Genomic DNA, 15,788 nt, shown 5'->3' with positions numbered 1-15,788 from the left:
CCTCGCGCTCAGGGATTTTTTGGCCAGATGAAGCAGGGGATCGCCACATTGGCCCGCTATTCCCTACATATGGCAAGTTCTGTCTACCTGCGCGCGGCCAGAGCCTTTACCACATAGTTTGTTGCGCCCGCGCCATCCATGTGGAGTCGTATGGCTCACCGCCTTCTTCGCCTTTGGTCATTTCGGCTAGAATTTCACCGACACTGGGAAGGTCAGCACTTTCATCCCCGGCGGCCCACGTACCTGCCCGCATCAGGGCGCGGGCGCATTGGGTGTAGATTTCAGAAATTTCAATGACAATGACCGTTGCCGGGTATTTGCCGTGTTTTTCAAACCGGGACCGCAGCGTTTCATCGGCGGTCAGGCGGGCCGCGCCGTTCACGCGAACAACATTGTTCGAACCCGGCACTACAAACATCAGCGATACGCGCGGATCGCGTACGATGTTGCGCAAGCTGTCCAACCGGTTATTTCCTCGCCAATCCGGCAGGGCCAGCGTTCCCGGGTCAAGCTCCAGAACCACAGGGCCGTCATCTCCGCGTGGACTGCCATCGACACCCTCCGGGCCGACCGTGCTTAGGATACACAGGCGTGACGCCGTGATCCATTTTCGGTACAGCGGCGTGAGCCGTCGTGCGACTTTGCGCAGGGCGGGTGCACCGGGGGTGCCATAGAGGCCCTCAAGTGCCCCGATATCCTCAATGAACTCCATCCGGATCAAACCCCGCTTCTTTCATCAACGCGTTGGACCGGGTTTCGATAACCTCTTCCAGGCGGCCAAGGAACATGTCCCGCCCAACCCCCGGTTCGATTGGCTCCAGAAAATCGACAACTGCCAGGCCGGGTTTGCGCATCACTCCGGTCCGGGGCCAGAAAACACCGGCATTGGTGGCAACCGGAACGCAGGGAAACTCCAGCCCTTCGTACAAAACGGCAGTACCGACCTTGTAAGGTTTCTGCGCCCCCGGCGCGACACGCGTGCCCTGTGGATAGATCACCAACTGGCCGGGCTCGGTGAATTCTTTGGCCACATCCTTGACCATCTTTGCGACCGCAGCACCTTTTTTACCCCTGTTGACCGGGATACACCCCAAACGCCGTGCGTACATGCCAATCACCGGCGTCCAGAGCAGTTCACGTTTCATGATGAACTTACCATGGGGAATCGCATCAAAAATCATGATAATGTCGAGGAAAGACTGGTGCTTGGCCCCAATAACAACCTCGCCTGTCGGTACTTTTCCGCGAACATCACTGCGAATACCGACCATCCAGCGCGCCAACCACAAAGTGGTCCGCGCATAGGTCTTGCACGCGCGCAGGGCCCCGTGTTTCGAAAACAACGCATACGGGGCGAAAACCAGCCCCAGGATCAACATCCAGGCATAGATCGTGACCATGAAAATCAGGGATCGGATCCACTGGACAGTCATGCGCATCACGAAAGCTCCTTTAACTTGCGGTGGGCTGCGGACCATGTGGCCAGGAATGCGACCGAGGCTCCCAACAGCGGGATGACCACAGGCAACACCCACCCTAGGCCCTGAAAACCCAGCCCCGTCAGAAACCCGCCCTCGTCCGACGCTTCGGGCAACAACAGCACACCAGTCATGCCCAGCAAGGTGCCAACGGCGGCACCGAAAAAGGCCCGAAAGGTGAAGCGGCGCACAAACGCCCCGGCAATAAACCGGTCCCGGGCCCCGACCTGCCGCAGAACCTCGATGATCTGTGCGTTCGCCGCAAGCGAGGCATTCGCAGCAAGCGTGATCATGGCAGCCGTCGCGCCACCGATCAGCAGGATCGAGATCCATCCCAAGCGCCGCAGTGAATTGGCCGCACCAACCAGAGGTTCACGCCATCGGGAATGGTCATCCAGCACTGCGCCGGGCACCTCAGCCCCCAGACGCAGGCGCAATCCGGTGGCATCCAGACCGGGGTCACCTTCGATAATTTCGATCAACTGCGGAACCGGCAGCGTGTCCAGCGGCAGATCAGGGCCAAACCAGGGTGCAAGCAGGGCGGCCTGCTCCTCCGTACTCAGGGCGCGAGCCGAGGCGACACCGGGGGTCTGACTTAGCACTGTAAGAGCAGCCTGTGTCTGTGCGGCCCGCTGTTCCGCAGGCGCGTTGATCCGCAAGGTTGCGGCTCCAGCCAGTTCCGAGGCCCAGCGATCTGCCAGCCGACCCGAAGCCAGTGACAGGGCCAGCGCAAAGACGGCCAGAAAGGCCATCGCACCAGATACAAACAATGTCAGATGAGCTGTGAAGCCGGTCGGCGGCACCACGCGGTCGGCGCGGCTGTCGCGGCGCAGCAGATTGCGGATATCGCCCTTACTCATAGATCCGCCCCCGCCAGTTGCAGCCTTCGCTGCGAGATGCGCAACACGCGCGCCTGAACCTGGCTTTTGGCCGCCCGGATCAGGCTTAGATCATGGGTGGCGATCAGGACAGTCTTGCCCATCCTGTTCAGTTCGATCAGCAGGTGCAGCAACCGCTGCGACATCTCCCAATCCACGTTGCCGGTTGGTTCATCCGCCAAAACAACATCCGGTGACAGGATCACGGCCCGCGCCAGCGCAGCGCGCTGGCGTTCGCCGCCCGACAATTCCGGAGGATGCGCCTCAAGCCGCGCGCCCAAGCCGACCCAGCCCAAAAGCTCGGTCAGGTTGTTTTGCTCGGCTTCGGCAGCACGGCCCGACACCATCATGGGCAACGCAACATTTTCGGCCAGCGTCATGTGATCCAGAAACTGACAATCCTGATGCACAAACCCAATCCGGCGGCGCAGCAGCGCCATCTGATCGCGATCAAGACGCGCAATGTCTTCGTCAAACACACTCAGCCGCCCCGAAGTTGGCAACAGCGCGCCATAACACAGTTTGAGAAGAGTGGTTTTGCCCGCACCGGACGGGCCGGTCAGGAAATGGAACGAACCCGGCTGAAGATGCACCGACACATCGCTCAGCAGCTCTCCGCCGCCATAGCTGTAGCTGACATTCTCCAGCTCGATCACGCCTGTCCCCTTTGTTCTCGTGCTTGTCTTGCCTCAGTGTGGCCGTGGTTTCAATGCCTCTACCGGTTCCAAATCCGCCAGAAAGGGAAAACACGCTTTGCTGATAGGGCTTAACGGAATATAATTCCTGAAAAAATGATGCAGGCCGACAGGCAGGTCAGGAGGCAGTATGCGACTTACATGTCCGAATTGCAGTGCCCAGTACGAGGTCCCGGACGACGTGATCCCCGAAGCCGGGCGCGATGTGCAGTGCTCGAATTGCAACCAGACCTGGTTTCAACCCAAACACCCGGGCACACCGGTTGAAGCACCTGAACCGACCGCTGACGATGTTTCAACACCTGAATCTGAGACACCACCAGAACCTGTCGCGGAAAGCCCAGAGCCGGAAGAAACGGCGGATGCGGTGAATGAACCTGAAGCAGACACGCCATCAGAGCCGGACGATGACACCAGCAATGTTGATCCCGCGGTGGCCAGCATCCTGCGTGAAGAAGCCGAACGCGAGGCCGATCTTCGCGCCAAAGAGGGTGTCAGCCTGGAAAGCCAACCGGATTTCCCGTTAGAGCCGCCAGCAGAACCAAAGGTTGAAGCCAAAGAGCCAGCAGCGACGGCCACCTCTGCCGACGCGGGTCAGAAAGATGCCCTGCCGGATGTTGAGGCAATCAATTCGGGTCTGCGCAGTGACGAAACCCCTACAACCGCCGAGACCACCCTGCCCGCCCGGCGCAAATCAGGCGGATTTATGCGCGGGTTTGCCCTGATCGTGATCATCGGTGTGCTGCTGATACTGATCTATGGCAACGCAAGGACAATCGGCGAAGCGGTGCCGCAGGCCGATCCAGTTCTGCAATCCTATGTTTCACTGGTCGATCAGGCGCGGCTATGGCTTGAGGCGCAATCCAGCGGCGCGCAGTAGCCCTCGTCGGGATATCAGAACCGTTCCAGCAAGCGTTTGAGGTATTCAAGCTCGATCTGGGGCCGGTCGGTTTCTCCGGTACGGCGGCGGATTTCATCCAGCAATTCTCGTGCGCGGCGATAGACGTCTTCGCCCTGCAACAGATTTTCTTCGGTCGAAATCGATCCTGCCGCGCCGGGGGTGCGCCCCAGCGGGTCGCGGCTCTGGGCCTGCATGTCACCGTCCTGCGTGCCCTGTCCCGGCTGGTTCTGCTGATTCTGCGCAAGCGCCTCACCCAAAGAACGCATGCCTTCACGCAGGGCTTCCATGGCCTCGGACTGGCGATCAATCGCTTCGGCCAGATCATCGCCCCGCAGCGCATCTTCGGCATCGTCCATTGCACGACCGGCACGGTCAAGCGCCTCACGGGCAGCGTCGCCTTCGGGTGTACCACCGCCGGGCAGCCCTTCTTGCTGACGCTGTAGTTCATCCCGCAGGGCCTGCTGTCGATCCGCAAGAGAGCCCTGGCCTTCCGTGCCATCGCCTTCCGGGTCCGAGCCCTGACCCCGGCCACCCTGACCTTCGTGGCTTTGGCCACGCCCCAAGCCGCCATTGCGACCTTCATTGCCCTGACTTTCGCCAGCCTGCGCGCCAGGATTGAACTGTTCCTGCAAATCCCGGAAGGCCTGATCGCTCAGACCCTGCTGTTCACGCAGGGTTTCGGCCAACCCTTCCATGGCCTGCTGGCCCTCGGACTGCCCGCCCTGACCCTGGCCTTGGGTGACCCGCATGTTTTCCATCATCTGCTGGAACTCTTCCAGCGCTTGCTGCGCCTCGGCCATGCGGCCCTGTTCCATCAGTTCCTGAATGCGATCCATCATCCGCTGCAGATCGTCCTGCGTCATCTGCAGCGTCTCGCCATTCTGGCCTTGTTGGTTTTGACCACCTTCACCGTTTTCCTGCGCCAGACGCTGAAGTTGCCGCATATAATCCTCGGTCGCCTCGCGCAGCTCTTGCATCAGCTCTGCGATTTCCTCGTCCGTGGCGCCGTTCTGCATCGCTTCGGTCAGGCGTTCCTGCGCGCGGCGCATCCGCTCCAGCGCATCGGCCAGCGTGCCATCTTCGATCAGCACGGCCAGTTCCCACAGGGCCTGAGCAATTTCTTCCTGCTGCTCGGACTTGAGGCCGTATTGGTCGAATAGCTCCAACCGGCGCAGCAGGACCCGCAAGCGCAGATACGCGGTCTCGGAGCGGAACACATCCTCGGGCAGGTAGGACACAGCGCGCAGCACCTGCGAAACACGTAGGGCGTTGTCACGCGACCACAGTAAATCGCGGCGCTGTTCAATCACAGCGGCCGCCAGCGGATCAAAAAAACGACGCGCTGGCAGGGCGGTCGCATAGGGCTCGGACTCTGCCTGCTGATCCGCCGCATCCTGCGCCATTAAAGTGATCTTGACCGGCAGATGCGCCCATGGATGCTGCGAGAAGTCTTCGATCAGATCCTCGGTAAACTCTGATCGGTCCCCGGCGATCGGCATCGGCAGATCAATGGTGATCGTCTCACGCGGCTCTGGTTCGGTCGCCAGCCCGTAGCGGCGATCAACCGCCGGCATATCAAGTTCGATCCGGGCTGAACCAGAGACCACGCCATAGTCGTCGCTGGCGTCAAACGGCAGTTTCATCTGCCCACCCGCTTCGGACACGGCTCCGCCTGCCACCGCGACCTGAGGCGGCTGGTCCGAGACAATGGCGACCGACCAGTCGCGCCCCGATGGCCCTTCAATTTTCAACTCACCCGACCGCGCCGCGACAAAATCCTGTTCCGGTGCTGTTGCGGCCTCGGACCCCAGTTCGGATGTTGTTTCGGTAAGGCTATGCGCCCCGACCTCTCCGTAAAAGCGCAGCGTGATCCGGCTATTCTGCGGGATCGTCAGCCGGGCGTCATCCTGATCCGCCAGATACAGGGTCGGAAGCCCGGTGTAGCGCGGCGGTTCCACCCAGCCTTCCCATGTGGGGCCTTGCCCGGCCATTGCTGTGCCGGGGGCCATCTCGGTCACGGATCCGATACGCCAGAAAGATCCAAACAGTGCGGCGACGATCAACGCCAGCAATGCGGCGTAACGCAGGGCGTAAGGATCACGTGATGCAAGTCTCAGATCAGGTTTTACGGGTTCAGCCTGCGCCGCCCGTTGCGCCATACGCGCCTGATGCGCGCTCCAAAGGGCAACCGAGTCGGCATCCGCCGCGCCGATGGCTTGTTCGTCCAACAACGCCTGAATGGGCCGCCCAGGCAGGGTTTCATCCAGACGCACCAGCGCCTCGGCCCGAGTTGGCAGGTGCAATCGACGAATCCCGAATATCGCTGCCACAAATAAGGCGATCAGAGAAATGGCGCCCGCAACCCAGACAGTTTCAACGCGAACCATGTCCTGCAGGCCCAGCATCAAAGCGGCCAGAATCGCCATTAAAATCGAGAAAAACGGCCAAAAAGCGCGCAAAACCTGCTCAGCAAGCATCCCCGCATGCGTCAGCAGCAGGGACAGCTTTGGTATCGGCAGGTTCGAAATATCGCGCAATGCGGGCCTCCTGACCGGGCCTTGCGCGCCTATCGCGTCAAAGCCACTCGGGTATGGTATCGCGGTTTATGATTTCGTCAAAGCTCGGGCGTTCACGAATTACGGCAAATTGATCCCCATTCACCAGAACTTCGGGGATCAGAGGGCGGGTATTGTATTCGCTGGACATGACCGCGCCGTACGCCCCCGCACTGCGGAAAGCGATCAGATCGCCTGCTTTCAACGGCGGCATGTTACGTTGTTTGGCAAAGGTGTCGCCGGATTCGCAAACCGGGCCGACAATGTCATAGGGGCGTTGCTCAACCCCTGCGTCAGGTTCTTGTACCGCAACAATATCGTGATACGCCTCATACATCGCCGGGCGGATCAGGTCGTTCATCGCACCGTCAAGGATCAGGAAATCGCGATCTTCACCAGATTTGACATAGATGACCCTGGACACCATCAGACCCGCATTGCCCGCGATCAGGCGACCGGGCTCGATCTCGATCTCACAGCCCAGATGGCCCAGTGTTTTCTTGATCATCGCACCGTATTCAACCGGCAACGGGGGTGCATCGTTCGACCTGGTGTAAGGAATGCCCAGGCCGCCGCCCAGATCGAGACGGCGGATATTGTGACCCTCTGCGCGTAGGCGCTCGGTCAACTCGGCGACCTTGGTGTAGGCCAGCTCGAAAGGCTCAAGCTCGGTCAGTTGCGAACCGATATGGACGTCAATCCCGATCACCTCAAGGCCCGGCAAGCTGGCCGCCAGCGCATAAACCTCTGATGCACGAGATATCGGGATACCGAACTTGTTCTCGGATTTGCCGGTGGCGATCTTGGCGTGTGTCCTGGCATCCACATCCGGGTTTACCCGAACGGTGATCGGCGCGACCTTGCCCAATTCCAGTGCAACCGCGTTGATCACCTGCATCTCAGGCTCGGATTCGACGTTGAACTGACGAATGCCGCCGGTCAGCGCAGCGCGAATCTCATCCGCTGTCTTACCGACTCCCGAGAAGACGATTTTGTCACCCGCAACGCCCGCCGCTTTGGCGCGCAGATATTCCCCGCCCGAGACCACGTCCATACCCGCGCCCGCCTGCGCCAGCGTCTTCAGGATCGCCTGATTGCTGGCCGCCTTCATCGCGTAACAGACAAGGTGGTCGGTGCCCTCCAGCGCATCGTCGAACAACTGGAAATGCCGCAACAGAGTGGCCGTCGAGTAGACATAGAATGGGGTTCCGACCGCGGCAGCAACTTCGGAGATTGGGACATCCTCGGCGTAAAGCGCGCCGTCGCGGTAGAGAAAGTGATCCATGACTGCGCGCTTAGACCAAAAGAGGTATGGGGATCAAATGATTCCGGCGATCTGCCGGACGCTCATCAAACCTTAAAAAGTCTTTGACGCGCCAACCCGTGCATATCCCGAAACCGAGATACCGGTCGAGCTGGCCTGCGGTTTGGGTTCAGGTTGCGGCTTGTAGGACGGGTCGCAAGCCGCAAGAAAGGCGAGCGACAAGATCAGGCCGAAGATTTTCATGTTTGGCTCTTTTCCAAGAGTTGTTTTGTGCTGCACCCGAAAATGGGGGCCAGTGCCTGTGCATTCAACGGTTTGCAGGTCAGAATCCCACAAACAGGCCAACCGGCCCGCGATTCACGCCAACCCCGCCCGCAACATATGATCCGCTGCTACCAACGCCGACAGCCGCGTTGAATGTCGGTTGCACCGGTTCGCCATCCGCGCCGCAGGCGGCAAGGGCGATACCGGTCGCAACCAAAAGGATCACATGTCGTATCCGCATCACACCAGCGCCTTCCATCGCTTGATCTGGGCCCGCACCTGATCGGGTGCCGTGCCGCCATAAGACTGGCGCGAGTTTACCGAATTTTCCACGGTAAGGACAGAATAGACGTCATCCGTGATATCGGCATGGACCGATTGCATGTCTTCCAGAGACAAATCCGGCAGGTCACAGCCTTTGGACTCGGCCATGGCAACAAGCGATCCCGTCACGTGGTGCGCGTCACGGAACGGCAGACCAAGCACGCGAACCAGCCAGTCGGCCAGATCGGTCGCGGTGGAAAAGCCCGACCCGGCAGCGGCGGCGAGGCTCTCGCGGTTGGCGGTCATGTCCTTGACCATTCCTTCCATCGCCGCCAGCGCCAGCATCCAGTTGTCGGCAGCATCAAAGACCTGTTCTTTGTCTTCCTGCATGTCCTTGGAATAGGCCAGCGGCAGGCCCTTCATCACCATCATCAGCGCGGTGTTTGCGCCATAGATGCGGCCCACCTTGGCGCGGATCAGTTCAGCGGCATCGGGGTTTTTCTTTTGCGGCATGATCGACGATCCGGTCGAGAACCGGTCCGAGAGCGTCACAAATCGGAACTGGGCCGAAGACCAGATCACCAGTTCCTCGGCAAAGCGCGACAGGTGAACGGCACAGATCGAGGCGGTCGACAGGAACTCCAGCGCGAAATCGCGGTCGCTGACCGCATCCAGCGAGTTCGCGGCGGGGCGGTCAAAGCCCAGCGCCTCGGCAGTCATGTGGCGGTCTATGGGGAAGGACGTTCCGGCCAGAGCAGCCGCCCCCAGCGGGGATTCGTTCATCCGGGCACGGGCGTCACGAACGCGGCTCAGGTCGCGACCAAACATCTCGACATAGGCCATCATGTGATGACCCCACGTTACCGGTTGCGCGGTTTGAAGATGAGTAAAGCCCGGCATGACCCAATCCGCCCCGGCCTCGGCCTGTGCCAAAAGCGCGCGGATTAGCGCCAGCAGGCCGGTTTCGGCTGCATCGAACTGATCACGGGCCCAGAGTTTGAAATCGGTTGCGACCTGATCGTTGCGCGAACGGCCTGTGTGCAGGCGGCCTGCGGGCTCTCCGATAACCTTTTTCAGGCGCGCTTCGACGTTCATGTGGATGTCTTCCAGCGCAGTCGAGAACTGAAATTCGCCGTTCTGGATTTCTGACAAAACGGTGAGCAGCCCTTCCCGAATGGCCTGCGCGTCACTATCACTAATAACGCCTGTCGCCGCCAGCATAGCGGCATGGGCGCGCGAGCCTGCGATGTCCTGGGCCGCCATCCGCTGATCGAACCCGATCGAGGCATTGATCGCCTCCATGATCGCGTCTGGACCGGCGGCAAAGCGGCCACCCCACATCTGGTTCGAGGATTGATCGGTCATGTTGGAAAACCCGGAGTTGATATGCGCCTATTTCGTCTGATCCCCCTTTATATGGCCCTTGCGCTGGGTGCAAACGCCGCTTTGGCCACCGATGCCGAGACGCTGGCGCCCCTGCGCGACGGTACGCTGAAAAGGCTGATCCTGCATAAAGAGCCCAAACCGGTCAACGTGGTCGAGTTTCAGTTGGAAGACGACGGAGGAACCGGATCTCTGGCCGACTACAAAGGCAAATATGTTCTGCTGAATTTCTGGGCCACCTGGTGCGCACCCTGCCGCAAAGAGATGCCGCAAATCGCCGAGTTGCAGGACGAGTTCGGCGGAGACAAATTCGAGGTTCTGACACTGGCCACCGGGCGCAACTCGCCCGCCGGGATCAAGAAATTCTTTGACGAAAACGGTATCACCAACCTGCCCCGGCATCAGGACCCCAGTCAAACGGTTGCCCGGGCAATGGGTGTGGTTGGTCTGCCCATTACTGTCATCATCGACCCTGACGGCAACGAAATCGCGCGCCTTATCGGTGACGCCGAGTGGAATTCGGACAGTGCAAAAGCAATCATTTCCACTCTGGTCGAAGCCAATAGCTGACGCGGTTCGCACCGATCTTTTCAATTTGTGCTAAACTGAAACCGGCCCTTACGGGTCGGTTTTTTTGGTTTGCGACCTGAGAAAAGAAAGGAGACATGCGATGAAACCGGTCGTTCTTTTGATCGGACGGTTGCCGACTGTGATTGGTGATGTGGCGCGCCAACTGGATCATTTTCCGATCCAATGGCTGGGGGCACATGATCAGGACGAGGTTTGCAGGCAACTGGACGCCGAGCCGCGTATTGCCTGTGCGATCATGGGTGCAGGTCTGGACGACAGGGTAAGGGGTGAAATGATCGGTCTGATTGCCGCCCGCAGACCCGACATCTGTATCCACCTTAAGGATCGTGCCTCAGGCCCGGAAGGGCTTGTGCCATTCGTCGAACGCGTTGTTCAGCATGAAATACTGGACAGGCTTGAACACAGCTGACGTGACGCCACCTTTGACAGGCATTGAACTCCTTTGCAGTCTGATCGAAGGAGGACAGGATGCCACTTGAAATACTACTGGCGCTGGTGATCTGCGGCATTGGCGGGATCACGTTGATGCTGCATTTTTCCGGCAGATCGAAGCGGCGTGATCTGACGCCCGACACAGCGCGCACCCAGTGGTTGAGGCATTTCCCGGATGACACAGTGATTGACGCGACCGTGGCGCATGACGGTCACGCGGCACTTGTGCGCACAGAAACCGGAAACGGGCTGCTGTGGTCCTTTGGGGCCGATACGGTTGCGCGGCATCTGCTGGATTACGATCTTCTGGATCACCCGGACGGGTTTGAGATCATGTTTCACGAATTCGCCGTACCCAAAACCCTGGTCCGCCTGGACGAGTTCGAGCGCCGCCACTGGCGCGACCTGATGGATCCTGCATGACCGACCAAATGAGCTTTCCCGATGCCGTGCAATGGGCCGTTCCCTTCTTCATCGCCGCCATTCTGGCCGAGTTTCTGTGGATCGCCATCAAGAACCGCGGTGGCCGCTATGAGACGCGCGATGCGGTGACGTCTCTGATCATGGGGGCGGGCAATATCGCCTCCGGCCTGTTGCTGGGGTTCATTGCCTTTGGGTTCTTCATGTGGCTCTGGAACATCACACCACTGAACCTTGGCACCTCGATCCCGGTAATCATCCTGTGCTTTGTGCTGGATGATCTGCGGTATTACTGGGTACACCGGTTCGGGCATCGTATCCGCTGGGTCTGGGCCAGTCATGTGAACCACCACAGCTCGCAGCACTATAACCTGACCACCGCGCTGCGGCAGACATGGACTTATACATTCACCTTCATGATGGTGGTGCGGGCACCTCTGATCCTATTGGGATTCCACCCCGCAATGGTCCTGTTCTGCGGTGGCCTGAACCTGATCTATCAGTTCTGGATCCATACCGAGGCCATCGGCAAGATGCCTCGCTGGTTCGAGGCGGTGATGAACACGCCCAGCCATCACCGTGCCCATCACGGTCGCAACGCGCGGTATCTGGATTGCAACTACGCGGGCGTCTTCATCGTCTGGGACAAGATGTTCGGAACCTTCGTGCCCGAGCAAGAGGATGACCGTGTCGATTACGGGTTGGTTCACAATATCGGCACCTTCAACCCATTGCGCGTTGCTTTCCACGAATGGGTCGGTATCTGGCAGGATGCGACTCAGAAGGGCCTGACACTGCGCCAACGACTCGCTTATTGCTTTGCGCCGCCCGGATACAGTCATGACGGCAGCCGCGACACTTCGGAACAGATCAAAGCCAAGCATCTTGCCCGCCATCCAGAGGATCGGGGAACGCCCGGATTTGAGCATTTGGACGCAGATCCGCCTAACTCAAGGGCAAAGCAGGCCTGACATCTGGCGATGCGCCGCTCATTAGCTTGAATTCCGTACGCTTCGATCCATATCGATACCGAATTCCTAACCGATGTGGCGGAGGCGCATATGACGAAAATGATGACGATTTCGACCGTCACAGGCCTGCTGGGGATTGTCCTTGCAATGATGTCCGCCCTCACCGGTGCAACGCATGCCCTGCTTGCTTTGGGTTTTGTAATGATGGCGCTTGGCCTTCTTGGCGCACTTGTTGGTGCAGCGGCATCGCTGGGTCAGGTCTGGCAATCCGCACGCTGACCCGGCCTGTTTTTCTGACTTCGAGGCGGAGCGTTTAACTAAAGATTCACTTGTTTGCCGTGAAATCGCAATCGGACGCCCTTTCGGTTCGATCAGGGGAACAGTGCGCCGATGCGAAAGAACAAACTGGCAGACCTGCCCGAAGGCGCAGACAATCCGTTGAATGCGGCGGTCGTGTCCCGCGACAAGTCCGTCGTTCACATGGCGACCGAAGCGGTGAAACACAAACAGTGCAAACTGGCCTTTCAACCGGTCGTTCAGGCCAACGGTTCGCACGATGTTGCCTTTTACGAGGGGTTCATCCGCGTTTTAGACGACACTGGTCGTGTCATTCCTGCGCGCGAATTCATGCCTCAGGTCGAAAATACTCCGGTTGGTCGCGAACTGGACTGTGTCGCGCTGGAACTTGGCCTGCAGACGCTGATGCGAAACGCCAGCATTCGGTTGTCGATCAATATGTCCGCACGGTCAATCGGCTACGCGCGCTGGTCGCGTATTCTCGAGCGTTTTCTGAGGAAAGACCCCTCACTGGGAGAACGGTTGATTCTGGAAATCTCGGAAAATTCAGCCATGCTGGTGCCCGAATTGGTCATCGACTTCATGGACCGATTGCAACCCCGAGGTGTCGCATTTGCGCTGGATGATTTCGGGGCCAGCAATTTCAGTTTCCGATATTTCCGCGAGTTCCTGTTCGATGCAGCCAAGATCGACGGCCAATTCATCCAGGGCATTGGGGACGATCCTGACAATCAGGCGCTTGTCCGCGCCCTGGTCGCCGTCGCGCGCGAGTTCGAGATTCTGGTGACCGCCGAATCGGTTGAATCCAAACGGGATGCCGAATTTCTTGCCGCGAACGGCGTCGACTGTATGCAGGGCTTCCTGTTTGGCGCCCCATCGGTGACCCCTCCTTGGAAGCCGGGAAACATCCCGAAAACAGGAACTTAATCGACTTGCCGTAAAGCGGACCGCTGCCACGATTCCAACTGGGACAAGCTGTCCGTTGCTGCACGTGCAGCATTAAGGTATTCCAATGCATGCTGGAGCGGGGAACACGAGGCGCTTCTACATTGGCAGATACCCTTTGCCACCTGCGCCGTCAGATTTCCCACAGGACCATGACGGTAAAGGATTGACTATATGACCAACGTAGTAATCGCATCGGCCGCCCGTACGGGCGTCGGCAGCTTTAGCGGTTCTTTCGCAAACACACCTGCACATGATCTGGGCGCTGCCGTCCTTGAGGCAGTTGTTGAACGCGCCGGGATCGACAAAGGCGAAGTAAGCGAAACCATCATGGGCCAGGTTCTGACCGCCGCCCAGGGACAGAACCCAGCGCGTCAGGCGCATATCAACGCCGGTTTGCCGCAGGAAAGCGCGGCTTGGGGCATCAACCAGGTGTGTGGCTCGGGCCTGCGCGCGGTTGCCTTGGGTGCTCAGCACATCCAGCTGGGCGACGCCGAGATCGTCGCCGCCGGTGGCCAGGAGAACATGACACTGTCACCCCATGCCGCTGCCTTGCGCGCCGGTCACAAGATGGGTGACATGAAATATATCGACACGATGATCCGCGATGGTCTGTGGGACGCCTTCAACGGCTATCACATGGGCCAAACTGCTGAGAACGTCGCCGAGAAATGGCAGATCAGCCGCGACATGCAGGACGAATTCGCCGTCGCCTCGCAGAACAAGGCCGAGGCCGCACAGAACGCCGGCAAGTTCGCAGACGAGATCGTCCCCTTCACCATCAAGACCCGCAAGGGTGACATCGTGATGGACAAGGACGAATATATCCGTCACGGCGCGACCATGGAAGCCATGGCCAAGCTGCGCCCGGCCTTCACCAAAGACGGCTCGGTTACTGCGGCCAACGCATCCGGCCTGAACGACGGCGCGGCGGCGACCCTGCTGATGTCAGCAGAGAACGCCGAGAAGCGCGGGATTGAGCCTCTGGCCCGGATTGCATCCTATGCAACTGCTGGTCTGGACCCGTCGATCATGGGCGTTGGTCCGATCTACGCCTCGCGCAAAGCGCTGGAAAAAGCAGGCTGGTCGGTTGACGATCTGGATCTGGTCGAAGCCAACGAAGCCTTTGCCGCGCAAGCCTGTGCCGTGAACAAGGACATGGGCTGGAACCCGTCCATCGTAAACGTTAACGGTGGCGCGATTGCCATCGGCCACCCGATTGGCGCCTCTGGCTGCCGCGTTCTGAACACGCTGCTGTTCGAAATGAAGCGCCGGGATGCCAAAAAGGGCCTGGCGACCCTCTGCATCGGTGGTGGCATGGGTGTCGCCCTGTGTGTGGAGCGCGACTAAGTGCGTTGAGAACTGGATACAAAAGGGCGCCCATCGGGCGCCCTTTTTTGTTACAATCGGATCATATCCCTTAGATGCAGCACTATCGGCAAACAGAAAGATCAAATCGGACACGAAACGATATTGCGTATAACTCACCTGCAGAGTAACAGAATTACCAAGGCGACTAATTTTGGAGGAGTCCTAAATGGCACGTACAGCACTCGTAACCGGCGGTTCCCGCGGCATCGGCGCAGCAATTTCCAAGGCGCTTAAGGCCGAAGGATACAATGTTGCGGCCACCTATGCGGGGAATGACGAAGCGGCGGCGAAATTCACCGAAGAAACCGGCATCGCCACCTACAAATGGAACGTGGCCGACTATGACGAATCCAAGGCGGGCATCGAAAAAGTCGAGGCCGAGGTTGGGCCGATTGACATCGTGGTAGCAAACGCCGGCATTACCCGCGACGCGCCATTTCACAAGATGAGCCCCGAGCAATGGCATCAGGTGATCGACACCAACCTGACCGGCGTGTTCAACACTGTTCACCCTGTTTGGCCCGGCATGCGCGAGCGCAAATTCGGGCGTGTGATCGTGATCAGCTCGATCAACGGTCAGAAGGGTCAGTTTGCGCAGGTGAACTATGCTGCGACCAAGGCGGGCGATCTGGGTATCGTCAAGTCGCTGGCACAGGAAGGCGCGCGCGCAGGCATCACGGCAAACGCAATATGCCCCGGTTATATCGCAACTGAGATGGTCATGGCCGTGCCGGAAAAGGTACGCGAATCCATCATCGGCCAGATTCCTGCCGGTCGTCTGGGTGAGCCGGAAGAAATCGCACGCTGCGTGGCATTTCTGGCCTCGGACGACTCGCAGTTTATCAATGGCTCGACAATCTCGGCCAACGGCGCGCAGTTCTTCGTCTGAAAACACTGGAAATCAAAACAAGGGCCGGTCGATTTGGACCGGCCCTTCTTCTATCCCGTAAGAACGCGCGCGCTGCGTTCAGCGGGAACCGAACAACCACTTGAATGCAAAATTGATTGCCTTGGCCCGTTCAGCGTGGGCTTGCCGAAAAGCGCGGGCGGCGACGGGGTTGGTTGTGACTTCGATCATG

18 protein-coding genes are annotated in these 15,788 nt (G+C 59.3%); 9 read left to right on the top strand and 9 right to left on the bottom strand.

Features of this window, described 5'->3' with window-relative positions; genetic code table 11:
• Positions 1–106: 106 nt before the first annotated feature.
• Genes ACP0GE_RS13090 through ACP0GE_RS13075 form a run of 4 tightly spaced genes read right to left on the bottom strand, consistent with a single transcriptional unit; the run spans position 107 to position 3,012 of the window.
• On the bottom strand, positions 107–712 hold the full coding sequence (locus tag ACP0GE_RS13090; protein ID WP_424832371.1) for a pyridoxamine 5'-phosphate oxidase family protein: 606 nt from the start codon (positions 710–712) through the stop codon (positions 107–109).
• A complete protein-coding gene (locus ACP0GE_RS13085; RefSeq protein WP_424832370.1) occupies positions 699–1,439 on the bottom strand; it encodes a lysophospholipid acyltransferase family protein in 741 nt (246 codons plus the stop codon). Before ACP0GE_RS13085 ends, ACP0GE_RS13090 begins: the two co-directional genes overlap by 14 nt.
• A complete protein-coding gene (locus ACP0GE_RS13080; protein WP_424832369.1) occupies positions 1,439–2,338 on the bottom strand; it encodes a cell division protein FtsX in 900 nt (299 codons plus the stop codon). The genes ACP0GE_RS13085 and ACP0GE_RS13080 overlap by 1 nt, the downstream gene beginning before the upstream one ends.
• On the bottom strand, positions 2,335–3,012 hold the full coding sequence (locus ACP0GE_RS13075) for a cell division ATP-binding protein FtsE (protein WP_424832368.1): 678 nt from the start codon (positions 3,010–3,012) through the stop codon (positions 2,335–2,337). Before ACP0GE_RS13075 ends, ACP0GE_RS13080 begins: the two co-directional genes overlap by 4 nt.
• A gap of 169 nt (positions 3,013–3,181) precedes the next feature.
• Between ACP0GE_RS13075 and ACP0GE_RS13070 the strand changes: the two genes are divergently transcribed.
• Positions 3,182–3,931, top strand: a complete 750-nt coding sequence (locus ACP0GE_RS13070) for a zinc-ribbon domain-containing protein (protein ID WP_424832367.1) — start codon at positions 3,182–3,184, stop codon at positions 3,929–3,931.
• Between the two features lie 14 nt (positions 3,932–3,945).
• Here the strand turns inward: ACP0GE_RS13070 and ACP0GE_RS13065 are convergent, their stop codons facing one another.
• The 5 genes from ACP0GE_RS13065 to argH form a co-directional block, all read right to left on the bottom strand.
• Entirely contained in the window at positions 3,946–6,489 is a 2,544-nt protein-coding gene (locus tag ACP0GE_RS13065) for a TIGR02302 family protein (protein WP_424832366.1), read from the bottom strand.
• A gap of 37 nt (positions 6,490–6,526) precedes the next feature.
• Entirely contained in the window at positions 6,527–7,792 is a 1,266-nt protein-coding gene (gene lysA, locus ACP0GE_RS13060) for a diaminopimelate decarboxylase (protein ID WP_424832365.1), read from the bottom strand.
• Between the two features lie 72 nt (positions 7,793–7,864).
• Positions 7,865–8,014 carry a hypothetical protein gene (locus ACP0GE_RS13055; RefSeq protein ID WP_424832364.1) on the bottom strand — a complete coding sequence of 50 codons (150 nt, stop codon included), beginning with the start codon at positions 8,012–8,014 and terminating at the stop codon, positions 7,865–7,867.
• A 79-nt stretch (positions 8,015–8,093) separates the two neighbouring features.
• Positions 8,094–8,276 (bottom strand): argininosuccinate lyase, encoded by a 183-nt coding sequence (locus tag ACP0GE_RS13050; RefSeq protein ID WP_424832363.1) that lies wholly within the window; start codon positions 8,274–8,276, stop codon positions 8,094–8,096.
• On the bottom strand, positions 8,276–9,664 hold the full coding sequence (gene argH, locus ACP0GE_RS13045) for an argininosuccinate lyase (protein WP_424832362.1): 1,389 nt from the start codon (positions 9,662–9,664) through the stop codon (positions 8,276–8,278). The genes ACP0GE_RS13050 and argH overlap by 1 nt, the downstream gene beginning before the upstream one ends.
• 21 nt (positions 9,665–9,685) lie before the next feature.
• On the opposite strand from argH, the gene ACP0GE_RS13040 reads away from it, so the two are divergent.
• The 8 genes from ACP0GE_RS13040 to phbB all read left to right on the top strand — a co-directional run bounded on the left by ACP0GE_RS13040 (position 9,686) and on the right by phbB (position 15,598).
• Positions 9,686–10,252 carry a TlpA disulfide reductase family protein gene (locus tag ACP0GE_RS13040; RefSeq protein WP_424832361.1) on the top strand — a complete coding sequence of 189 codons (567 nt, stop codon included), beginning with the start codon at positions 9,686–9,688 and terminating at the stop codon, positions 10,250–10,252.
• A gap of 100 nt (positions 10,253–10,352) precedes the next feature.
• Positions 10,353–10,682: a hypothetical protein gene (locus ACP0GE_RS13035; protein WP_424832360.1), complete on the top strand. Its 330-nt coding sequence runs from the start codon at positions 10,353–10,355 to the stop codon at positions 10,680–10,682.
• A 59-nt stretch (positions 10,683–10,741) separates the two neighbouring features.
• Positions 10,742–11,128: a hypothetical protein gene (locus ACP0GE_RS13030; protein WP_424832359.1), complete on the top strand. Its 387-nt coding sequence runs from the start codon at positions 10,742–10,744 to the stop codon at positions 11,126–11,128.
• Positions 11,125–12,096: a sterol desaturase family protein gene (locus ACP0GE_RS13025; protein WP_424832358.1), complete on the top strand. Its 972-nt coding sequence runs from the start codon at positions 11,125–11,127 to the stop codon at positions 12,094–12,096. The genes ACP0GE_RS13030 and ACP0GE_RS13025 overlap by 4 nt, the downstream gene beginning before the upstream one ends.
• Positions 12,097–12,186: 90 nt before the next feature.
• Complete coding sequence (locus ACP0GE_RS13020; protein WP_424832357.1) at positions 12,187–12,375, top strand: hypothetical protein; 189 nt, start codon at positions 12,187–12,189, stop codon at positions 12,373–12,375.
• Between the two features lie 111 nt (positions 12,376–12,486).
• A complete protein-coding gene (locus tag ACP0GE_RS13015; protein ID WP_424832356.1) occupies positions 12,487–13,320 on the top strand; it encodes an EAL domain-containing protein in 834 nt (277 codons plus the stop codon).
• Positions 13,321–13,512: 192 nt separating this feature from the next.
• The gene (locus ACP0GE_RS13010; RefSeq protein WP_424832355.1) at positions 13,513–14,688 is read left to right on the top strand and encodes an acetyl-CoA C-acetyltransferase; all 1,176 of its coding nucleotides are present in this window, start codon (positions 13,513–13,515) and stop codon (positions 14,686–14,688) included.
• A 187-nt stretch (positions 14,689–14,875) separates the two neighbouring features.
• Complete coding sequence (gene phbB, locus ACP0GE_RS13005) at positions 14,876–15,598, top strand: acetoacetyl-CoA reductase (RefSeq protein WP_424832354.1); 723 nt, start codon at positions 14,876–14,878, stop codon at positions 15,596–15,598.
• The last annotated feature ends 190 nt before the right edge of the window (positions 15,599–15,788 follow it).

The organism is Ruegeria sp. (genome assembly GCF_965243365.1).
Classification (GTDB): Bacteria; Pseudomonadota; Alphaproteobacteria; order Rhodobacterales; family Rhodobacteraceae; genus Ruegeria.
The sequence above is the reverse complement of the archived record's forward strand: the minus strand, read 5'-3'. Positions and strand labels throughout refer to the sequence as shown.